Source organism: Paenibacillus sp. FSL H8-0317 (assembly GCF_045040685.1).
GTDB lineage: Bacteria > Bacillota > Bacilli > Paenibacillales > Paenibacillaceae > Paenibacillus.
The window spans coordinates 312915-334693 of sequence record NZ_CP150294.1; the positions used below are offsets into that span (position 1 = coordinate 312915).

At 48.2% G+C, this 21779-nt stretch carries 20 protein-coding genes and 1 riboswitch; of the genes, 16 read left to right on the forward strand and 4 right to left on the reverse strand.

Annotation, left to right across the window (positions count from 1 at the left end):
* The first annotated feature begins 28 nt into the window (after positions 1-28).
* On the forward strand, positions 29-904 hold the full coding sequence (locus MHB43_RS01560; protein WP_036674684.1) for a sugar phosphate isomerase/epimerase: 876 nt from the start codon (positions 29-31) through the stop codon (positions 902-904).
* A 12-nt stretch (positions 905-916) separates the two neighbouring features.
* Positions 917-1789: a sugar phosphate isomerase/epimerase gene (locus MHB43_RS01565; RefSeq protein ID WP_221822285.1), complete on the forward strand. Its 873-nt coding sequence runs from the start codon at positions 917-919 to the stop codon at positions 1787-1789.
* A 48-nt stretch (positions 1790-1837) separates the two neighbouring features.
* Here the strand turns inward: MHB43_RS01565 and MHB43_RS01570 are convergent, their stop codons facing one another.
* Positions 1838-2599 carry a MerR family transcriptional regulator gene (locus tag MHB43_RS01570; RefSeq protein WP_405131192.1) on the reverse strand — a complete coding sequence of 254 codons (762 nt, stop codon included), beginning with the start codon at positions 2597-2599 and terminating at the stop codon, positions 1838-1840.
* 16 nt (positions 2600-2615) lie between these two features.
* Entirely contained in the window at positions 2616-3491 is an 876-nt protein-coding gene (locus tag MHB43_RS01575) for a type II CAAX prenyl endopeptidase Rce1 family protein (RefSeq protein ID WP_339181212.1), read from the reverse strand.
* Between the two features lie 177 nt (positions 3492-3668).
* Between MHB43_RS01575 and MHB43_RS01580 the strand changes: the two genes are divergently transcribed.
* From MHB43_RS01580 to MHB43_RS01590, 3 genes are all read left to right on the forward strand, one after another.
* Positions 3669-3896, forward strand: a complete 228-nt coding sequence (locus MHB43_RS01580; protein WP_017691180.1) for a hypothetical protein — start codon at positions 3669-3671, stop codon at positions 3894-3896.
* A 79-nt stretch (positions 3897-3975) separates the two neighbouring features.
* Positions 3976-4536 carry a hypothetical protein gene (locus MHB43_RS01585; RefSeq protein WP_339181214.1) on the forward strand — a complete coding sequence of 187 codons (561 nt, stop codon included), beginning with the start codon at positions 3976-3978 and terminating at the stop codon, positions 4534-4536.
* Positions 4537-4704: 168 nt separating this feature from the next.
* Positions 4705-5133, forward strand: a complete 429-nt coding sequence (locus MHB43_RS01590; protein ID WP_221822277.1) for a VOC family protein — start codon at positions 4705-4707, stop codon at positions 5131-5133.
* 116 nt (positions 5134-5249) lie between these two features.
* Here MHB43_RS01590 and MHB43_RS01595 read toward each other — a convergent pair whose 3' ends face one another.
* Entirely contained in the window at positions 5250-6104 is an 855-nt protein-coding gene (locus MHB43_RS01595) for a hypothetical protein (RefSeq protein WP_405131193.1), read from the reverse strand.
* Between the two features lie 220 nt (positions 6105-6324).
* Here MHB43_RS01595 and ytxJ point away from each other — a divergent pair, with 220 nt between their 5' ends.
* From ytxJ to MHB43_RS01645, 10 genes are all read left to right on the forward strand, one after another.
* A complete protein-coding gene (gene ytxJ, locus MHB43_RS01600; protein ID WP_339181218.1) occupies positions 6325-6864 on the forward strand; it encodes a bacillithiol system redox-active protein YtxJ in 540 nt (179 codons plus the stop codon).
* Positions 6865-6974: 110 nt separating this feature from the next.
* On the forward strand, positions 6975-7733 hold the full coding sequence (locus MHB43_RS01605) for a hypothetical protein (protein ID WP_405131194.1): 759 nt from the start codon (positions 6975-6977) through the stop codon (positions 7731-7733).
* Between the two features lie 32 nt (positions 7734-7765).
* Positions 7766-8962 carry an XRE family transcriptional regulator gene (locus tag MHB43_RS01610; protein WP_339181220.1) on the forward strand — a complete coding sequence of 399 codons (1197 nt, stop codon included), beginning with the start codon at positions 7766-7768 and terminating at the stop codon, positions 8960-8962.
* Between the two features lie 340 nt (positions 8963-9302).
* The gene (locus tag MHB43_RS01615) at positions 9303-9365 is read left to right on the forward strand and encodes a potassium-transporting ATPase subunit F (RefSeq protein ID WP_353884092.1); all 63 of its coding nucleotides are present in this window, start codon (positions 9303-9305) and stop codon (positions 9363-9365) included.
* 59 nt (positions 9366-9424) lie between these two features.
* Positions 9425-11104 carry a potassium-transporting ATPase subunit KdpA gene (kdpA, locus tag MHB43_RS01620; RefSeq protein WP_405131195.1) on the forward strand — a complete coding sequence of 560 codons (1680 nt, stop codon included), beginning with the start codon at positions 9425-9427 and terminating at the stop codon, positions 11102-11104.
* Between the two features lie 208 nt (positions 11105-11312).
* A complete protein-coding gene (kdpB, locus tag MHB43_RS01625; protein ID WP_405132374.1) occupies positions 11313-13313 on the forward strand; it encodes a potassium-transporting ATPase subunit KdpB in 2001 nt (666 codons plus the stop codon).
* Between the two features lie 61 nt (positions 13314-13374).
* Positions 13375-13935: a potassium-transporting ATPase subunit KdpC gene (gene kdpC / locus MHB43_RS01630; protein ID WP_405131196.1), complete on the forward strand. Its 561-nt coding sequence runs from the start codon at positions 13375-13377 to the stop codon at positions 13933-13935.
* 92 nt (positions 13936-14027) lie between these two features.
* The gene (locus MHB43_RS01635) at positions 14028-16367 is read left to right on the forward strand and encodes a histidine kinase (RefSeq protein ID WP_405131197.1); all 2340 of its coding nucleotides are present in this window, start codon (positions 14028-14030) and stop codon (positions 16365-16367) included.
* Positions 16368-17966 carry an ATP-binding protein gene (locus tag MHB43_RS01640; RefSeq protein ID WP_405131198.1) on the forward strand — a complete coding sequence of 533 codons (1599 nt, stop codon included), beginning with the start codon at positions 16368-16370 and terminating at the stop codon, positions 17964-17966.
* A 1-nt stretch (position 17967) separates the two neighbouring features.
* Complete coding sequence (locus MHB43_RS01645) at positions 17968-18669, forward strand: response regulator (protein ID WP_405131199.1); 702 nt, start codon at positions 17968-17970, stop codon at positions 18667-18669.
* 116 nt (positions 18670-18785) lie between these two features.
* On the opposite strand, the gene MHB43_RS01650 is transcribed toward MHB43_RS01645, so the two are convergent.
* A complete protein-coding gene (locus tag MHB43_RS01650) occupies positions 18786-20087 on the reverse strand; it encodes an alpha-glucosidase/alpha-galactosidase (RefSeq protein WP_405131200.1) in 1302 nt (433 codons plus the stop codon).
* Between the two features lie 202 nt (positions 20088-20289).
* Between MHB43_RS01650 and MHB43_RS01655 the strand changes: the two genes are divergently transcribed.
* Entirely contained in the window at positions 20290-21117 is an 828-nt protein-coding gene (locus tag MHB43_RS01655; protein WP_405131201.1) for an AraC family ligand binding domain-containing protein, read from the forward strand.
* A gap of 74 nt (positions 21118-21191) precedes the next feature.
* A riboswitch (cobalamin riboswitch) is annotated at positions 21192-21385 on the forward strand.
* Positions 21386-21779: the final 394 nt, after the last annotated feature.

The window sequence follows — 21779 nt, forward strand, 5'->3', positions numbered from 1 at the left end:
TTAATCATTCAATCACGGGAGGTATGACATGAAATTAACGAATAAGATTGGTGTCATCGTGGATAGCTTTGGCGTAGGTGTACGGGAAGGGTTGAACAAAGCCAAAGACGTAGGTGCAGAAGGTGTGCAGATCTATGCCGTCAAGGGAGAGATGGACCCCGAAAATTTGTCGCCTGCGGCTCGCAAAGAGTTAAAGAGTTATATCGATTCTCTGGGTCTCGACATTTCAGCATTGGTCGGTGATCTGGGAGGACATGGGTTTCAGGTCAAGGAAGATAATCCTTGGAAAGTGGAGAAGTCGAAGCGGATCGTGGATCTCGCTTTGGATCTGGGCACCAACATCGTCACAACACATATCGGCATTGTTCCACATGACCCTTCATCGGAAGTTTATGCTACGCTGCATGCTGCTTGTGAGGAACTGGGCCAATACGCCAAGAGTGTTGGTGCGTACTTTGCCATTGAGACAGGACCGGAAACGGCTGCTGACTTAAAAGGATTCCTGGATACGCTGTCGACCAACGGAGTATCGGTGAATTTTGATCCGGCGAATATGGTGATGGTGACCGGAGATGATCCGGCGCGGGGCGTTCATCTGCTCAAGGATTACATCGTACATACCCATGTGAAGGATGGTGTGCGGCTGAAGGAAGTTGACCCACGAGACGTATACGGAGCGGTCGGTTATGCCCCTATGGATCACGATAAAATTGCCGAGATGGTCTCTTCCGGAACATTCTTCCGTGAGGTGCCTCTGGGCGAGGGTGGCGTTGATTTTGACGGATACTTTGCAGCGCTTCAGGAGATTGGATACACCGGTTATCTGACGATTGAACGTGAGGTTGGTCATCAGCCGGAGCAGGACATTCGCAAGGCGGTTCAATTTATCCAACAATATCGATAGGGAGCTGAGCAGATGAAAGTGGGCCTGAGCACGTATAGTTTGTTGAACGATTTGAATTCGGGTGAGATGACGGTGCTGGATGTGATCGACTGGATTGCGGCGAACGGCGGCGAGCATATGGAGATGGTTCCTTACGGTTATACCGTGGAGGATAATCACGATCTAGCGGATGCGATTCGGGAACGGGCAGCGTCTGCGGGTATTGAACTGTCCAACTACTCGATGCCAGCGAATTTCGTGCAGGAGACGGAAGAGGCGTTTGCAGAAGAGATGGCTCGGGTCAAAAGACATGTGGATGTCGTTCACCGGATGGGTGTAAAACATATGCGTCATGACGTCACGGCGTTTACCCTGCCGAAAGAGAAGATGACCATTGCCTGGTTCGAGGAACATCTGCCGCTGATGGTGCGGGGAAGCCAGATTATTGCGGATTATGCTGCGCAGTTTGGTATCACCACTACCATTGAAAATCACGGCTTCAGTGTACAGGCGAGTGATCGGGTGCAGCGTGTTCTGCATGCTGTAGATCGTCCGAACTTCAAAACAACACTCGATATTGGCAACTTCATGTGCGTGGATGAGAATCCGATTATCGGTGTCATGAAAAATCTGCCGTACGCTTCTCTGGTCCACTTCAAAGATTTCTACTTCCGTCCTTATGATGAGCATCCGGGTGAGGGTGAATGGTTCACCACAGCCTACGGCAACTTCCTGCGTGGGGCCATCGTTGGACAAGGTGACATTCCAATTCGTAAAATTGTAAAGCTGATCAAAGACTTCGGTTATGATGGTCACATTACGGTGGAGTTCGAAGGCATGGAGGAATGTAAGTCCGCATCCAAAATCGCCATGGACAACCTGCGTCGCTTCTGGGAAGAGGCGTAACGAAGCATAAAGAAGGAATGGATCAAGGGCCACTTTTCGAAGTGGCCCTTATTGTTGATCATCAGGATTCTGGACTGCCCATCGATCCAGGATCATTTCGATGTAACGCATGGTTTCCGTTGTCATACCATATACACGAGCTGACTGATCATCCTCTGGGGCGATATAATCCCAATATTTTTCTGCCAATTCTGCATTCCCTTGAAAAGCCCTTTCAGCATAATCAGAGATTCGGATGGCCAGTAACCGAGAGGCTTCGGAATCCGGAGGTTCCATCTTGCATGCATGAACATCTTTAAGAATGTCAGCCCATTCCATGGATATTGAATTGTTCTGATTATTCAGAGGTAACGATTCCATTTCTTCAGGTGTAAAAACATCTCGACGGGACCTGCCTGGAGGCTGATCCAGTTCACGGATGAAACCCATCATCTCATCTAGGTTGATTCTACCGGAGGCTCTGATGGCATATATGGTTGAAAAAAGAAGATGCTCGACCTTGCTTAATCTCTCCTGTTGTTCCTTGACAACGGCCATTTGTTGTTCCAACGTATGATTCCATAAAGTGAGGGTACTCTCCGGCGCAGAGTGGGCAGCATCCTGATCGAGGAATTCTCCAATCTCATTCAATTTAAAATGCATTTTCTTCAGAATGGTAATCTGCTGAAGCCGTAAAATATCCTTTTCACCATATAAGCGATACTGATTGTTCTCATTACGGGCCGGTCGCAGTAAACCCAGCTTCTCATAATAATGCAGTGTTCGGATGGACACTCCGGTATGTTTGGATAGTTGTCCAACGGTATACAACAGGCAGATCCCTCCCTCATGATTTCTGTATTCTCCACCAGCGCCATGCATTGAGCACCGCCAGAATGATCCCACCGACGAAGATTATCATCATATACAAAATAAATATTTCGGCCAACCCGTTATCTTGCGCGGTATAGTTTAACAATGCGGGTCTATCACCTGGCATAACAACGAATCTGGCTACTTCCAGGTAAGCGACATGAAATCCGATGGAGGCCCATAAAGATCCGGTCAAACTGCGCAGAAGCTGTAACGTAATACCATAGGTCAAGAGCAAGATCATATAATCCAAGGTTATCCGGCTTCCGGCATCCATACCGACGAGCTCTTGCAATAGGCTGACACTCATCGGAACCAGCAGAAAGAGTATGATTTGAGTTACATAAGCGAAAAACACAGGAAGTCGCAGTCTGAAGCGTAATCCATCATAGACCATGCCTCGCATGGATAGTTCCTCTGGCAAAGCCTCATACAAGAAAGCAATACAACTATTAAGTACGACAGCAAGCAAGAACTCAGCTGAGAAGTGCCACTCCGTAATCGTAATCCAGTTGTTCATACTGGCTATCGCCAACCCGATGAAGGCCAGAGAAGTGGCAAATAATGCGCCAGAGAGCAAGTGAACTATGCTTTTTCCTGTCAGAGGAAGAAGAATGGACTTCATATGGAAGTGTCTTCGAATGATGAACAGTGCGGGTAAGACGATACTAATAATGACAACAGCTTGGGTGAGATGAACCATCCAATCAGCAGCACCAATAGTGCCGACAAGCTCCCCTGCGAGTGTAGCAAAAAACAAACCCAATGTCATCGTTAACCAACTCATTCCAATAATGGCTATTCCACTGCTGCGTCGTTTCTTGGTTACATGTTCAGGTGACATACTCATGCTAATCCCCTCCTGAAGCCAGTATAAACCCTCGAGTTAACGTCAGGGTCAAGCAGGGAATATGCCTATCAGAATATGGTTCTGCGCAAGGATTAAGTTACGAGCAGCACAAGTGTGGTATACTGGATATATTCAGCCTGATAATAACTGGCTATGGATAGGAGATGTCACTGATCTATGCAGGTATTCGAGGACTGGAATCAGAAAGTAAAGAGGACGTTTAATGCTACGAACCCAGAGGTAGTGTTGACGGTATCGGAAGCTGGAAGTTTGCTTGGTTTGACCAAAGACCAGATGAAACTGTACGTGGACAAGAACAAACTAACGAAGGTCCCGATCATGAGAAGTGTTCACCGATACCTCTTATTGAAAAGTGAAATAGATAACATCGTTCAAGCTCGATAATTTCATAGGATTGAACACAACCATTTTACCGATAGGATTCGGGAGAGTGGTCTTTTTTTTATCGGAAAGGGGACAGAATGTGCTGAATAAAGTGTCAGGTTGGTTCTATCAGCGGGTGAATTGGAAATGGGTTGTAGCTGCGGTTGTTGTTTTTGCCTGTTTTATTGCATTCATTCTGCCCTGGCAGGCGGCAAAGTCGGAGGAGGCCACAGGTGGTGGGCAGTCCCCGGATTCATCGTTTCTGTACACGGCGGATGATCTTTATCAGATGGCTGAGCAGTATGGAGAAGCAGGGCGAAGCGCCTATATTCAGGCACGGTTCACATTTGACCTCATATGGCCCTTGGCCTATCTGTCCCTCTTGGTTGTTCTGTTATCGATACTCTATCGCGTGCTTCCGATAAAGAGTCGCTGGCGTTGGGTGAATCTGATTCCGGTCTTAGGTTGGGCTATGGACATGCTTGAAAATATAGGTGCGTCCCTGATCATGTATCGTTATCCTGAACGTACACCTGTGCTTGCTGAACTCACTCCGATATGTACCCTGTTGAAATGGTGTCTGATCTATGCCAGTTTTGCAGCACTGGTTCCGGGTGTCTTGATCACGGTTCTCTACTATATACGCAGGCGCAAGAAGTAGTGGAGAGAGGGATGGATTAAGAATATGTTGGTAACCCTAATCGTGTAAAGGTCCGCAGAGATGAGTGTAGAAATATACGCTTGTCAAAGGACAACCTGTTCATATATACTCATGTCGCAAGTGGCGTGAATCGTATAAATTACATGAGCCCAAGGAGATGAAGAACGCATGTCGATCAGCTTGAATGTGTATCTGGTAACAGACGGTAATGGACGTGAAGCGGTAGAATTTTATCAAAAGGCATTTGGAGCCGAAGTGCTGGCGTTACAAACATTTGGCGACGGTCCATCTGACCCGAATCACCCGATCCCGCCAGAAGCGAAAGACCGTATTATGCATGCTTCTTTGCAGATTGGCAGCTCGGTATTAATGTTGTCTGATACGTTTCCAGGCATGCCGCACACTGTAGGTAATCATATTACGGTTACAGTGAACACGGATACGGCGGAAGAAGCCAAAGCGATTTTCAACCAACTGCAAGATGGTGGCGAAGTGAAAATGCCGATACAAGAAACGTTCTGGAGTCCAGCCTACGGTTCGGTTGTCGATAAGTTTGGCGTACAGTTTCAGATCAGTGCTACGCCGGGACAAGCTTAAGAGTGTACTCTTCGCTAATATAAACTTCAAATGGCAAAAACCTCCGCGGTCTGCTTTGAGCAGTTGTGGAGGTTTTTTTTGCTTTTTTGTAATGAATCGTGATTAATCTTCCTTGATTAATCTTCCTTCTGAATCTTGGAAGGATTGTTGATTTTATAGGGAACCGGGTTACGTGTCAGCTTCTTCTTGATAATTTTCGCTTCAAACGTAATGACATCGCCTACTTCCAGTTCTTGTTTCTTAACCGTGGCACTGTGGCTTGACCAGGCTTCCCCAACATCAATGACGTCTGGCTCCGTAATGGTAACTGCTTCATAGATGATGACTTCATCGTCATTGTCAGAGAAGTGATTCGGTACGGTGGTGAACTCTTTGACAACGGCACTCATCTTCACTTTACCTTCGGGCAGATCAATCTTGACGGTCTTGGCTTTGCTCACTGTTTTGGCTTTGGGTTTGGCTTCACTGGCTGCCCCAGACTGAGGTCCAACATACTCTTCTACTAACCCATCCGGATCACCCTTCAGCCCAGAGGAGAATTCATCTGTGTCCGTATCGTCCGAATCATCCAGATCCACCGGCATTTCATCCGGGTTTACCAGGGCATCTGGAGTTGGCGTAACATCAGCAGCGACTGGTGCGACTGTATCCGAAGTTGCCGATTCTGCGCTTCGGTCTGACCCGGCATTACTTATGCTTCTGGCGCTGTAACTGGACGCTTGCATTTCCTTCAGATAAGACGGGTGAATACAATGCTTTTGTCCATTATCCAGTTGAATAACAGCTGCCATGTGATCGACATATCCAATGATGGTACACGGCATGTTTAATCCGTTTCCTTTATAATAGAACGTTTTGAGTTTGGTTGCTTTACCGGAAAGCAAGCCCCACTCCTGACATTTCTCAATCAGCTCGTCTTCGTTATCCAGCGCAATAAAATCCTGCGGTTCAATCATAAATGCGTATGTCATATGGAATTTCCGCCCTTCCAATCCATTCTTCATGTTCATCGTTTCCAAATTACAACCAGTGTATCACAAATGAGCATTTTGCATAAATCGAAACGCTGAAATCTGTACTCGGAGATGAAGATTATCAACGCCTGCTCACAGAGGCCTATGCTATAATTTGATCAGAATATAGGGTGGGAAGGTTGCCTTGATATACATATTTCAGGAAGGGAAGATCTGCATGAAGAAAAAAGTAAATCATCAAGCCGTATGGCTTGCTATAGGAATGGCTATGGGAGTCAGTATTGGTACGGCTACGCAGCAGCTTGGACTCGGGATTGCTTTTGGCTTGGCGCTTGGCATTGTGATTGGTTCGGTGGTTAGCAAACGTGCAGGGTCAGACTCGGAACATATGCTCAGCGAACATGTCCGTGAATTGCACAAAACGGATGACTGGGAAGATGCACTTCATCGCTCGCAGGCTCATCCGGTCCTTATCCTGAAACACAGCACAACTTGTCCGACCAGTGCGAGAGCGTACAGAGAGTTTATGGCGTTTGTAGGCACCCATGCATCAGATCCCAAACAGCCTATGGATTACCGCATCGTCAAAGTGATTGAAAATCGCTCGTTGTCCCGCCATATTGCGGAAGAGACAGAGGTTCACCATGAGTCACCCCAGGTACTTCTGCTCGATCAGGGACTAGTCGTCAAGCATACCTCTCATGGCAAAATCACAAAAAAGAGATTACTGCAGTGGGCACAGAATCCATTTGGATGAAGTGTATGAGATAGGTTTACTTTAAAAATATCAAAAAAAATCATATCTTTGCACACGAACTTCGATTAAAATATAACTTGTCTTCATATTTATGAATCGGAGTGATCTATATGGAACAATATAAGTTCAAGTCGGAACATAGTCAGATGCTTGTTGATGCTATTGTTGAAGGATACCGCGAATATATTGATCACCGTAAAGATCGGAAGAGAAACATGAAGATTAGTTCAGCCTTTGCCTGGACAAAGGGAAATTTTATTGAGAGCAAAATCGCAGATTATTGCGGTGAACAAGGATTCACTCACAAGAAATCCAAAGCAGGTTTAACATGGGATTATCTCCAGTTCACACATGAAGAATCAAAAGTTCTGTTTCTGATAAAGAACGCAGCCTACTTTAATGAGAATAGTTTTTCCAGTGCCAAGCTACCTGCGGGCGTTGACAACAAAGGTGCTTTCCGTACCTATTTACACGATCTCTCCAAGATTAATAACGATCTGGAATTTTCTTTGATTCAACCACGCCGTAATGAACATGGTGAGTTGGAGAGGGTTGAGCAACTTTCTTTTCCAATCTCAGAGAGTCAGGTCAGCCGTGTGAAAGAAGAACTTGAACATCTTGCATCTACATATAATGAGTTTCATATACTCACTTATGCTATTGATGATGCATACCAAATTTCGAAGGTTCAGCATTATCTGCCTAATCCGCATGATAATATCGCTTATTTTATAGAAGATTTATCGGACCTCATCTCTGGTGCTGAACTGGATGATAGTGAACGGGAGGCGCTTACGCCTGATGTGGAAGATATCGTTGATCCGGCAGCTTATGATATTGAAATTTTGGAAGGAGAACAGCGGGGGTGATTCCCTGTGTCGTTCAGTAAGGAGGGAGCAGCATGTTCGTTGGTGAAAATTTGACCAATTTGCGGATCATGCATGGGTATTCGAGAAAACAGCTCTCCGAACAATTAGGTGTGACAGAACAAGCAGTCTGGCAATATGAAAATGCGTATACCTCTCCGAAGGTGCCAATTGTAAATGAGTTGAAACGCATTTTCAGTGTGAAAAGCAAGTATTTTTATACGAAAGATATGCTTACACAGCGTAATAACGCAGCCAACATTGATGTTATGAACATTGCCTATCGTTCGAAAGTGATGAATGTGATATCCAAGACACAGACAGAAGCAAAGCATGTAGAATATCTGGACACGTTCATTAATTATATTACCGCTCAGATCAGCCTTCCCACACTGAATATTATCCAATTGCGGGAAGAGGCAATTGAGTATATGAACCATACAGACGATGATCGTACGACTCAGATCCATTATGTTGCCCATCTTGCGAGACAACGGCTGAATATGGAGCCATCCACGAATGAGAACCTGATGTTCCGGATCGAAAAAAGTGGTGTATATGTTTTTGAAAAAGCGATTGGTGAAGAAATTGATGCGTACAGCCTTTGGACACGAAATGATCGTCCGTTTATCATACTGGGCAACATCAAACGTTCTGCGGTTCGTAGGAATTTCGATATTGCACATGAGCTTGGTCATTTGTTGCTTCATTATCGTCTTGAATTTGTCAATCTGGACCGAAAAGAACACAAATTGATTGAAAATGAAGCTAATCTGTTTGCGGGTGCATTTTTATTGCCAGAAGAAGAGTTTTCATCGGACATGAATGATATCACTTATAAGACGAATCCCGATCAATATCTTGACTTGAAAAATAAATGGAAGACTTCCCTACAAGTGCTGGGATACAGAGCAGCACATCTAGGAATGATGGAAGCTAAAGATCATCGTAATTTCTATGCGGCGATGCACCGAAGAGGATATCTGGAAAAGGAGCCTTTCGACAGGGAGATTCCACTTCAAAAGCCGATGCGAATTAAAACCATTATTGACCTGCTTTCCAATAAAGGTCTTGTGGATATTCGTTATATGATTGAGGAGGATTGGAAAGCGGAAACTTCCTTCTTTCATCATATGACAGGAATAAACACCGACTTTTTTAACAAGTACATGACGAAGAAGCCACAAACTAGTATTCAAAATGTTAGGGAAATGCCTACACGCAGTTCTTGAAATGACGGGTAGGTAATAGATTGACACGTAATGGAGTGCTCCGTATAAAAATGATGATAGACCCGTTCTTTTCAGCCCATTGCTGAGGAGATCGGGTCTTTTTTACGCTTTTTTTACACCTGTGGAGGTATTTCTTTACCCCTTTTTTACAGCGTTTCGTATTACGATTTTACATGTAGCAGGTGCAGAGAACGGTAGAGAGAGGGAGGAAGGGCGCATGGTAAATGATGCCACGATGATTGGATTGGTGGTGCTGCTGTTTGGGGTATTTTGGGGATTCTTGAAATTCTGCGAGAAGGCTTGAGGGTAGAGAGGGGGAAGCCAGATGATTGTCATCGGCATGATTGTGCTCGCACTGGTGATTTATCTCGGTTATGTGCTGGTGAAGCCGGAGAAATTCTGATGCTGGCGATGTGCGTAATACGGGAACAAGGGAACGTCGAATAGGGAGGAAATGCGGATATGGGTATCGGTGTAGTGCAAGTAGCAGTGACGCTACTGATCATCCTGCTGTTGGTTAAACCGGTGGGGAAATATGTAGTGAACGTGTTCGATGGACAGCGAACGGGGCTGGATCGGGTTTTTGGCGGGCCGGAACGACTGCTCTATCGCGTGATGGGAGTACGCGAGAACGAATCCATGGGGTGGAAAAAGTACCTTACGGCGGTTCTCCTCTCCAACTTTGTAATGTTGGTATTGATGTTTCTGGTGCTGCGGCTGCAAAAGTATTTGCCACTTAACCCGGATGGGATCGGCAATATGCCAGCGGCGCAAGCATTTAATACGGCGGTATCCTTTATGACCAACACGAACTGGCAGTCTTATACGGGCGAGAACGCCCTGTCGTATCTGTCACAGATGCTGGCCGTGACGTTCCCGATGTTTACGTCCGCAGCGACAGGATTCGCAGTAGCCATTGCATTCATTCGCGGGCTGGTAGGCCGCCGGGATGAACTGGGGAACTTTTACGTTGACCTTGTACGGTCGATTACGAGAATTTTTTTACCGCTGAGCTTCATCTTAGCCTTGTTCCTTGTATTCCAGGGGGTGCCTCAGACGCTCGCGGGAGCGGTGAACGCAACCACGCTGGAAGGCGCACAGCAGACCATTTCACGTGGACTGGTCGCCTCACTGGAGTCGATCAAACACATTGGCACCAACGGTGGTGGCTGGTTTGGAACCAATGCTGCACATCCATTCGAGAATCCGACGGCCCTGAGCAATCTGGTGCATATCGTCTGTATGATGCTGTTACCCACTGCACTGGTATACGCCTTCGGCTTGATGGTCAATAACCGGAAGCAGGGTTGGGCATTGTTCGCAGCAATGAGTTTTCTTTTCCTTGTGATGTTGACCACTGTATTTGTCTCCGAATATCGCGGTGTACCTGCGCTGGATGCAGTGGGTCTTCAAGGCAATATGGAGGGGAAAGAGGTCAGATTCGGCATACCCGAATCGGCTTTATTCACGGCAGTCACGACAGCGGCTACAACAGGTTCGGTCAACAATATGCACGAGTCGCTCACTCCACTTGGAGGTATGGTATCACTGGCTCAGATGATGCTCAATAACGTGTTTGGTGGCAAAGGAGTAGGGCTAATCAACGGACTGTTGTATGTGATTCTGGCTGTGTTTATCTGTGGATTAATGGTGGGACGAACACCTGAGTTTCTGGGCAAAAAAATCGAGGGGAAAGAGGTAAAGCTCGCATCCATTGCGTTGCTCATTCATCCTTTGATTATTCTTGCGCCAACGGCACTCGCGCTTATGCGGCCTGAAGCTGTTGCGTCCATCTCGAACGGGGGCATGCATGGCCTGACCGAGGTTCTCTATGCTTTTGCCTCGGGTGCGGCCAATAACGGATCGGCTTTTGCCGGACTAAATGCCAATACAGACTTTTACAACATCGCGATTGGTATCGTTATGCTGCTGGGAAGATACGTTTCGATGATCGCCATGCTGGCTATTGCGGGTTCACTCGCTACGAAACGGGTTGTACCGGTAACTACAGGTACGCTGCGTACACACACGCCTTTATTTGCTGGCGTCTTGGTCATGATGATCGTTGTTGTCGGCGCGCTTACGTTCTTCCCGTCGCTTGCTCTTGGACCGATTGCAGAGCATCTGGCGATGATTCAATGAGGGATATAACAGGGGAGCAACAGAGGAATTGGTGCAAGGACGTAACGTATGGAGGTGGCAGTGTACGATGAATGCAGTCGAACGAAAGAAGGAACAGACGATGCAACACATGGATACAGAAATGTTCAGATCAAAGGGCAATGAGCCGGACAACAATCGCGGTAATATTCAACGTGATCCGGGATCGAAACGGTCGTTAAGCAAGGATATGATACTTCAGGCTTCACTGGATGCGTTCAAAAAGCTAAGTCCGGTGGTCATGATCAAAAATCCGGTCATGTTTATTGTCGAGGTAGGTACATTCATTACGCTCTTATTATGCATTAATCCCGATCTTTTCACCGCATCCGAGGCCGGGCGCGGGTACAACATCGCCGTGTTTTTCATTCTGCTGTTCACGTTGCTGTTCGCTAACTTCGCGGAGGCACTTGCAGAAGGCAGAGGTAAAGCGCAGGCGGATACGTTACGCAAGACGAAGTCCGACACCTTGGCCAATCTGGTGCAGAAGGATGGAACAATCCGGCAAGTGTCTTCGACCCAGTTGAAAAAAGGTGATATGGTCCGCGTGGAAGTCGGTGAACTGATCCCAACGGATGGTGAAATTACAGAAGGATTGGCCTCCATTGATGAATCGGCCATTACGGGAGAATCCGCACCGGTTATCAAGGAAGCAGGAGGCGATTTCTCCTCCGTTACCGGAGGTACACGTGTCGTGTCCGATTATATCATCATGCGTGTTCAGACCGATCCGGGTGAGTCATTCCTTGACCGGATGATCTCTCTGGTTGAGGGTGCTCAGCGCCAGAAAACACCCAATGAAATTGCGCTGACAACCCTGCTCGCCGTATTAACCCTGATCTTTCTGATCGTCATTCTGACGATGGTCCCGATGGCGAATTACCTGGGTATTCGACTGGATCTGGCGACCCTAATCGCACTGCTCGTCTGCTTGATCCCAACCACAATTGGTGGGTTACTGTCTGCCATTGGTATTGCCGGGATGGACCGTGTTACGCAGTTCAATGTACTCGCTATGTCGGGTAAAGCGGTAGAAGCGGCCGGAGATATCGATACGTTGATTTTGGACAAAACAGGAACGATCACATACGGAAACCGCATGGCATCTGAGTTTATTCCCGTTCAGGGCATTACTGCTACAGAGATGACGCAAGCTGCTTTACAGGCTTCTGTGCGGGATGAGACCCCGGAAGGACGTTCTGTTGTGGAATTGGCAGGCAAACAAGGTCAGAGCTGGTCTGAGACGGAGTATGCGAATGCAGAAAATGTGGAATTCACAGCAGAGACTCGGATGTCCGGTCTCAATCTGAGTAACGATATGAAGATTCGTAAAGGTGCCGTGGATGCGATCAAACGTTATATTGCTTCCGAAGGAGGCCGCATACCCGATGATCTGGATGAGATTGCAAATCGTATTGCGAAGGCTGGAGGCACGCCGCTTGCTGTGGCTATCGATGAACGAATCTATGGTGTGATCTATCTGAAAGACACTGTGAAGCCAGGGCTGAAAGAGAAGTTCGCTGAGATGCGCGCCATGGGCATTAAGACCATTATGTGTACAGGCGACAATCCACTGACCGCAGCGACCATAGCGCTGGAAGCGGGCGTGGATGATTTTATTGCCGAAGCGAAGCCCGAGGACAAGATTGCGGCGATCAAAAAAGAGCAGCAGGAGGGCAAACTCGTCGCTATGACGGGCGATGGTACGAATGATGCTCCTGCTCTGGCGCAGGCCGATGTGGGCCTGGCGATGAATTCTGGCACCATGGCGGCCAAAGAAGCGGCTAATATGATTGACCTGGATTCCGACCCGACCAAGCTATTGTCGGTCGTCTCCATTGGCAAACAGTTGCTGATTACACGCGGCGCGCTCACAACCTTTTCGATATCCAATGATATCGCGAAGTATTTTGCCATCATTCCAGCCATGTTCATCCTCGCTATGCCGCAGCTTCAGGCGCTAAATATTATGAATCTGGCTTCACCGCAGTCTGCGATCCTGTCGGCACTAATATTCAACGCTATTATTATTCCACTGCTCATTCCCATAGCGATGAAAGGGGTTAAGTACCGGGCGATGTCAGCCGAAAGGCTGCTCGGGCGCAATGTGTTTATCTATGGCGTAGGCGGTGTGATTGTACCTTTTATCGGCATTAAGCTGATTGACTTGGTTCTGTCAGGAATTCTTTAACGAGATAACAACGCTTATCAACATTATTCTTTTATCCTAATGAATCCAGGAAGTGATCTGTATGAACATGTTCTTGCCCGCTATACGGTTATCCGTCGTACTTATGCTGATATGTGGCCTAATCTACCCGCTCGTAACGACTGGCGTAGCCCAACTTCTCTTTCCTGCGCAGGCGAACGGCAGTCTGATTACGCAAGATGAGAAAATCATCGGCTCGTCACTGCTGGCACAGGAAATCCAATCGCCGGGGCTGTTCCAGCCCCGGGCATCGAATGCCAGTTATGACCCAACGGCTTCAGCCGGTTCAAATCGCGCTGTAGCTTCAGAGGAATATATCAGCGAGATGAAGGAAAAGATTGCTCATCTCCAGCAGGAAAACCCGGGATTGAAGCAGATCCCTGCTGATCTCGTGACGGGTTCAGGTTCGGGACTTGATCCGGATCTCTCTCCTGAAGCTGCTGAGGTGCAGATCCCGCGCATTAGCGAAGCTACGGGAATTAGTGAACAGCAGCTTATGCAAATTGTAAATGAGCATACGGAAGGCCGTCAGATGGGGATATTCGGGGAGCCGCGTGTGAATGTAACGGCTCTGAATCTGGCGCTGACAGCAGAACTGAAATAAAGGACGAATGTAATTAGCCTGCTCACGATATATCGGGAGGGGCTTTCTCCATTTTTTCATCGTATTTTCAAAGGAAAGGGGGAGATGGACGGATGGAAGACAGCTTCAAGCGCAAATCACCGGAAGAGATGCTGAAGATGATTACGAAGCTGCAGCAGGGTACGCTCAAAATCTACATCGGCCCAGTCAGCGGATCGGGCAAAACGTATCACATGTTACGAGAAGGGAATACGTTGCGTGAGCAGGGCATTGATGTGGTCATCTGCGCCGTCTCGACGATGCGCAGACCGGAAACGGTGGAGCAACTTGGCGCACTCGAACGAATTCCAAGCATTCACTGGGTGCGCCGGAGTGATGATGTAGAGATAAAGGATCTGAACTTGGATGCACTCATGGCGCGTAATCCGGAGGTAGTGCTGGTGGATGGTTTGGCACATCGCAACAGAGAAGGCGCTCGCTATGCTACCCGGCTGGAGGACATTCAGTTTTTGCTCCGAAACAACATCAGTGTCATGACAACGGTGAATGTGTATGAACTGGAAGGCTATACAGAGCTGGCACGGCAACTTACGGGGATCGCAGCAGAATATACGGTGCCTGCCGATACATTGGAGCTTGCGGATGAAGTGAAGTTGATTGATGTCACGCCGGAAACGATACTGAACCGTCTTGCAGAGGGTCATTTGCAGGGACATGAGGGTGAAGCTGTATTTCGTCAAGGCAATCTGGGTATTCTGCGCGAACTGGCCCTGAGATTGGTTGCGGAAGGGGTGAATGAATCCCTGCGTGAGCATCGGGAGGAGATGGGGATTACCGTCACGACAGGCATCATGGAGCGGATTCTGGTATCCACGCAATATCATTGGAACGGCTCCATCTATATCCGGCGTGGGCAACAGATTGCCAAACGGCTGAATGGTGATTTGTGCGCCGTTGTTTTCCGGAATATGAAGCAGCCATTAACCAAGGAGGCAACCGTATTTCGGCGCAATATGATCAAGCTGGTAGAGAAGTTTGGCGGCCATATGGAGGAGTTGTCTATTTTACACCGTCGCAACATCCCGTCTACGCTGGCGCGTTACGCAATGGAGCACCAGATTACCCGCATTGTGATGGGACACTCCCGGCGTACGCGCTGGCAGGAACTGTGGCAAGGGTCCGTTGTTAACTCGCTGCTGCGCAGATTACGTGGTGTCGACCTGTTTCTGGTTGCTGATCGAGCGGCCCGGGAGGGTGAACGTGTGGTTCCGGCTAAAGTTAACGATGTGGAGTCACTGACATACCGCAGACTAAGCGAGCAGGAAATGAAGGAACAGATTGGTCAGATTCAGCGCGGCACATTCAAAATATATATCGGAGCCGCACCAGGTGTAGGCAAAACCTACATGATGCTTCGGGAAGGCAATGATTTGCTCCGCAAGGGCATCGATGTGCAGATCGGCTTGCTGGAGACCCATGGGCGGACGGAAACCGTTGAGCAGATGGGCCACCTGTCTGTGATCCCTCGCGCGCAACACGTCTATCAGGGAACTCGTCTGGAAGAGATGGACACAGAGGCCATTCTGCATCTTTGCCCAGAAGTGGTGCTTGTGGATGAACTGGCGCATACGAATGTACCCGGCAGTGTTCGGCAAAAGCGTTATGAAGATGTTCTGCTCCTGCTGAATGCAGGCATCTCGGTGATTACTACAATGAATGTACAGCATCTCGAAAGTCTGAATGATGCCGTTGAACATATTACAGGTGTTCGTGTCCGCGAGACCGTACCCGATCGGATCATTCAGATGGCGGATGAGGTGCAGTTGATTGATGTGGCGCCCCAGGCCTTGCGGCAGCGGATGAGGGAGGGTAAAATCTATGCAACTGCCAAGGTCGAGCAAGCCCTTGCGAATTTCTTCAAAATCGGAAATCTGATTGCCTTGCGTGAACTTGCCCTTCGTGAACTGGCGGACGATGTGGATGAACGGCTTGAAGCACAGCAGGCCAAAATTGCACTTCGAGGACCTTGGCGCAGACAGGAGGCAGTCTTTGTATGTGTAAGCAGTGATCGTCATGCCGAGCGGCTGATCCGGCGCGGATTCCGCATGGCTTATCGTCTAAAAGCCATCTGGCATGTACACCATATCCACATCGGTGAGTCCATGAGTGACGAAGTGAAGTGCCATCTGGAAGCGTTGGAGCAGCTGACGATTCGGCTTGGTGGTCAATTTCATATTCATCACAGTCCAAGGCTGCGCGATGTACCTGAGATGTTGGCCAGAAAGGCATCGGAGGCGAGAGCAACCCAGTTGGTGGTCGGGCAGGCTAGAAGGGTGTGGTGGCTGAATGGCTACCGCGGCTCAGGTTCGGTGGTCAACCGACTTGTACGCTTGTCGCGGCATCTGGATGTATTAATCGTTGCAGATTATGATTACGAACTGAGCGGGATGTGAATGATTTTGTCTGAACGGATAAAAAAGGAAACGCCGGCAGTCCATGGGAAAAGGGTTCCGGCATATGCATATGTATGGGTGACCCTCGGGGTGACGCTGCTAACTTTGCTGTTTCATGCCATCGGCATGAGTGGTGATCTGGTTAATGTTGGGCTTGTATACCTGTTTCCCGTCTTGGTGAGTGCCGTGTACTGGGGAATGGGACCAGCTGTATATGCTGCGAGTATTAGCGTCATTATGTTTGACTTCTTTTTTGTACCGCCATATCTGAGCTTCACGGTTGAGGATTTGAGATATCTCATCTCCTTTGTTGTGTATCTTGCGGTGGCAATCCTGACAGCCAGTCTTGCAGGTCGATTGCGACAACAGCTGGAGATGGTAAAAGCACGTGAAGCTACGACTAACTCCCTGTACGCATTGAGTCGTCAGATGACAGCCATTACGGATCTGAATACGTTGCTGGTTAATATTGCAACCCAAGTATCGCTTACCCTGGGTAAGCCGGCCGCTGTGTATCTTCCAGATAAACAGGGTGATCTGCTGGTTACAAGCTCTTCCGCATCAGAAGGAGATAAGGATGGGTGGGGGAATGGGGAGTCGGAGATTGCCATTGCCAAATGGGTATATCTTCACGGACAGATCGCCGGTAAGGGATCATCCACTTTGCGGGAATCTACCGGACTTTACGTGCCGCTACGCACAGAGGAGCAGATTCATGGCGTGCTCGCCGTGAGCATGGACGCTGGTGAGGGTCATGAGCAGCAAGAAGAGCTTCGTCTGTTGGAGGCATGCGGCGGACTGGCCGCAGGTGCCATTGCCCGAGTGAAGCTGGCGGAAGAGGCAAGATTGGCACAGATCACTGCCGAATCAGAGCGCATACGCACAGCGCTGCTGGACTCTGTCTCTCATGAATTGCGTACGCCCCTAACCGCCATTATCGGCTCGGCTACGGGATTGTTGGAGAATGATACTCTTTTTACACCCGAGGATCGGAGAGAATTAACAGGCAACATTCGGGATGGAGCCTTGCGTATGAATCGTCTCGTCACGAATCTGCTGGGTATGGTTCGGCTGGAGAGCGGTATGTTGCAACTGAACCGGAAATGGTGTGACGTGGAAGATATAATCAGCGTTGTACTGACACAGGTTCGGGAATTCAGTCTCAATCGTAACATTCAAGTTGAACTTCCTGATGATCCGGTGTTCATTTACGGAGATGAAGTATTGCTGGAGCAGGTACTGGTCAATATCGTCAGCAACGCCATCAAATATTCGCCTGATGAGAGCCGGATTGTCATCACTGTGACGAGTGACAAGAGTCCAAGTCAATTGACGATCATGGTGGCTGATCAAGGTATCGGTATACCGGAAGCGGAAAGAATACGTATATTTGATAAGTTCTATCGCTCAGAGTCGACTCAGCATGTCACCGGGACAGGGCTTGGTCTGGCCATCTGCAAAGGCATTGTGGAGGTCCACGGAGGTACTATAGTAGCAGAGCCGAATTCGGGCGGAGGAACGAGAATACGCATAGATATCCCCATGGAGGCTCACGGACCGCGGTTTCCCTATTCAGAACAAGGAGAGGTTGAAGAATAACATGAACGTACCACTAGGGGCTCGCATACTGGTGATCGATGATGAGCCGCAGATTCGCAAATTGCTCAAGGTCACCCTTCAGGCACACCAATTCGAACTCCACGAGTGTGGGGATGGCGAAGAGGGTGTTATTCAGGCCAGTATTGTACATCCGGATCTGATTATCCTTGATCTTGGTTTGCCGGGCATGTCCGGTATGGAGGTCCTTCGCCGGATTCGCGAATGGTCACAGGTACCGATTATTGTGCTGACAGCGAAGGATCAGGAGGGAGACAAAATTGCCGCGTTGGATGGTGGTGCAGATGATTATGTAACCAAACCATTCGGGATGGGTGAGTTGGTCGCCCGTATTCGGGTGGCGCTGCGTCATGTAGCCAAAACGACGGATGAGCCCATAATACGCTTCGGATCACTCACGATTGATCTGGCCCAAAGGCAGGTGGAACTGGAGGGGGCTTTGGTCAAATTAACCCCGACGGAATATGAGATGCTGAAGGTGCTCGCCTCGAATGCAGGGAAAATAATCACTCAGCGTCAGCTTTTGCAGCAGGTATGGGGAGGGCATCATCATGAGTCTGACAGCCATTATCTTCGGGTATATGTGGGACATCTGCGTAAAAAATTAAATGAAGATCCGACAAATCCCCGATATATTCAGACGGAGCCGGGCATCGGTTATCGCTTTTTGCTCCCTGCCGAATAAGGTTCGATGGAGCGGGACACTTCTTAACCATGATGTGATGCACATTCAGAGGGTGAGCACTATGGAACGAACAAAACACCGTCCCCTTTTGCAGCAAAGGAAACGGTGCTTTTATATTATGACGTGTATTTTGGCAACCAGTCGCCGTGAGCCTCAATCAACTCATCACACATGGCTACGATGTCATCGATAGACAGTTCTGCAGCTGTGTGTGGATCAAGCATGGCGGCATGATAGATATGTTCTTTTTTGCCAGTGATTGCCGCTTCAATTGTTAGCAGTTGCGTGTTGATGTTTGTCCGGTTCAATGCCGCGAGTTGTGGAGGCAGGTCACCAATGTACGTAGGGCTGATTCCTGAGCCATCGACCAAACAAGGTACCTCAACACAAGCCTCGCGAGGCAGGTTGGTGATCAGTCCGTTGTTCATAACGTTTCCGCCAATCTTGTACGGGTTATTCGTCTCCATCGCTTCGATAATATGCGATGCGTATTCACGGCTGCGGGTATGTTCAATATTTTCGCTGGCAAACAGTTTGGTACGCATCTCTTTCCAGCCTTCAATCTGGTTCACACAGCGGCGTGGGTACTCATCCAGTGGAATGTTGAAGCGTTCGATTAGCTCCGGGTAATTCCGTTTGATGAAGTAAGGGTGGTACTCAGCATTGTGCTCGGAGGACTCCGTTACATAATAGCCAAAACGCTGCATCAGCTCAAAACGAACCATGTCGTCATGCTGTTCCTTCTGTTTTTCCTTCGCCAGACGTTTGATCTCGGGGTACAGATCCTGCCCGTCTTTGGTAACTTCGAGCAGCCACGCCATGTGGTTGATGCCTGCAATTTTGGCTACGACACCCGTCTGATTGATCCCCAGTGCATCAAAAAGATGCGGTACACATACCTGCACGCTATGACACAATCCTACGGTTTTGATCCCACCATGTACGTTCATGACGTTAGTAAGCACGGCCATTGGGTTGGTATAGTTCAGGAACCATGCATCCGGACATACTTCCTGCATATCCCGGGCAAAATCCAGCATGACCGGAATCGTCCGCAAGTTACGGAAAATTCCGCCGATACCGAGTGTGTCTGCAATCGTTTGACGCAGTCCGTATTTCTTCGGAATCTCGAAGTCCGTAATGGTACATGGATCATATCCACCGACCTGGATGGCGTTGATGACATATTTGGCCCCGCGCAGCGCTTCTTTGCGGTCATGATATACGTTCACGACGCAACGACTTCCGAGTGAACGGGCCAGACTGGTCAACAAACGCTCTGAATCACTCAAGCGTTCAGCATCGATATCAAACAATGCCAGCTCAAAATCTTGCAGTGCTTCGGTCATCATGACATCACCCAATACATTTTTAACAAAGACGGTGCTGCCTGCACCGAGGAACGTAATTTTATTCATTTAAGTTTAGCCTCCCTGAAAAATGTTGTACCCCAACTATAGGCCGATTCGGCACATATAACTATGGCTCAAACCCTTTCAAACATGTCATAATCCCATTTTTGTTCCCGCTTTCAACTAATATGGAAGCAATTTAGCTGTTATAATATAAATAGACTTAATGAAGAGATAAGCGGAACGAAGTCAGGATGGAGGGCGAAAAATGAGTCGCATTGAGATGAATGTGGTTCGCGCAGGCTGGACACAGATGGAGCTGATGTTGTTGTTTTTCGGGTGGGAGGCATGTGAACCTGCCCATTATTGGGGACCAGGTGTACGTGATTCTTACATTGTGCATTACATCCATGAAGGACGGGGGATTGTGTACATGGGGGACCAAGAATACAAGTTGACTCAGGGACAGGGTTTTGTCATACTTCCGGACACGCTTATTCATTATGAGGCAGATCCAAAGGATCCCTGGACGTATTCGTGGTTTGGATTCAAAGGTGTGCAAGCCAAGGCATTCATGCAACGTGCCCGATTGAGCCCGGAGCATCCAGTGTATGATGCCCGTGATACGAATACAATAGAACACTTGTATACGGAGATGGTTCAGGCCTCCACGTATTCGGGAGGGGATGTGATGAACCAGAGTCTCTTGTACCGCCTGATAGCGGAGTTGATCTCATCGTCACCGGTAGAGGAAGAGGAGGGACAGCTTCTTTCGAACAAAGAAGAGTATATCCGGCAGGCGGTGCAGTTTATGGAGAACAGGTACAGCCAGCGAACCTCCATTCTGGATATTGCCCACGCCGTGGGGCTGGATCGCACGTATCTGTCGGGATTGTTCAAAGAGCGATATGGCATGTCGCTACAGTCCTTTTTCCTGGAATACCGTATGAATCGGGCAGCCGAACTTCTTCAGAATCCAGGGCTGTCGGTCAGTGAAGTGGCACATTCGGTTGGTTATACAGACCCATTACTGTTTTCCAAGATGTTCAAGCGAGTGACGGGGGTGTCTCCAAAGGGTTCGAGAAATCGAGATTAGACGCATCTAGTGTTTCGATTTCAAAAGAAAATTTTGATCATTATTCGTCATCCCGCCATACTGATCAGAAGTGTAATTGAATATGTGGAACTTGGTGCTTTGCCCGTCAGGGTGGAAGCTTAATAGGGAAGTCCGGTGTAATATCGGCGCGGTCTCGCCACTGTAACAGAGGAGTCAGGTAGCGATAATCCACTGGTTTAGACCGGGAAGGAGCTGCAATGACGATGATTCTGGAGCCAGGAGACCTGCAAGTTTTAACAAACACAGTAGTACCCTACGGGAGATAGGAAGGTGTTTAGAGAGCATGATTTTTTCTGAAAATCTGTTTATTTAAGGCGTCCTCATCCAGTAACACGGAGAGGGACGCCTTTTTTGATAGAATTTATAAGTTTTCAGCGGAGCTGTGGACGGAGAACATCATGGCACATACATAAAGTTGTGGGCAAGGACGTTTGAGCACTTGAGCAGATATATCGTTAAGCGTTTATTACAACTGGTTGTCGTATTGTTCGGCATCACGTTCCTGACGTTCCTGCTAACCTACCTGTCTCCTGGAGAAAGTTTGTCAGGATAATACGGATGTGCGGGTTTTCTGTAAGGTTATAAAATGAGAATGATGCAAGAAGGGTTACCCCAGAAGTCCATAGATGACTTGTAGGATA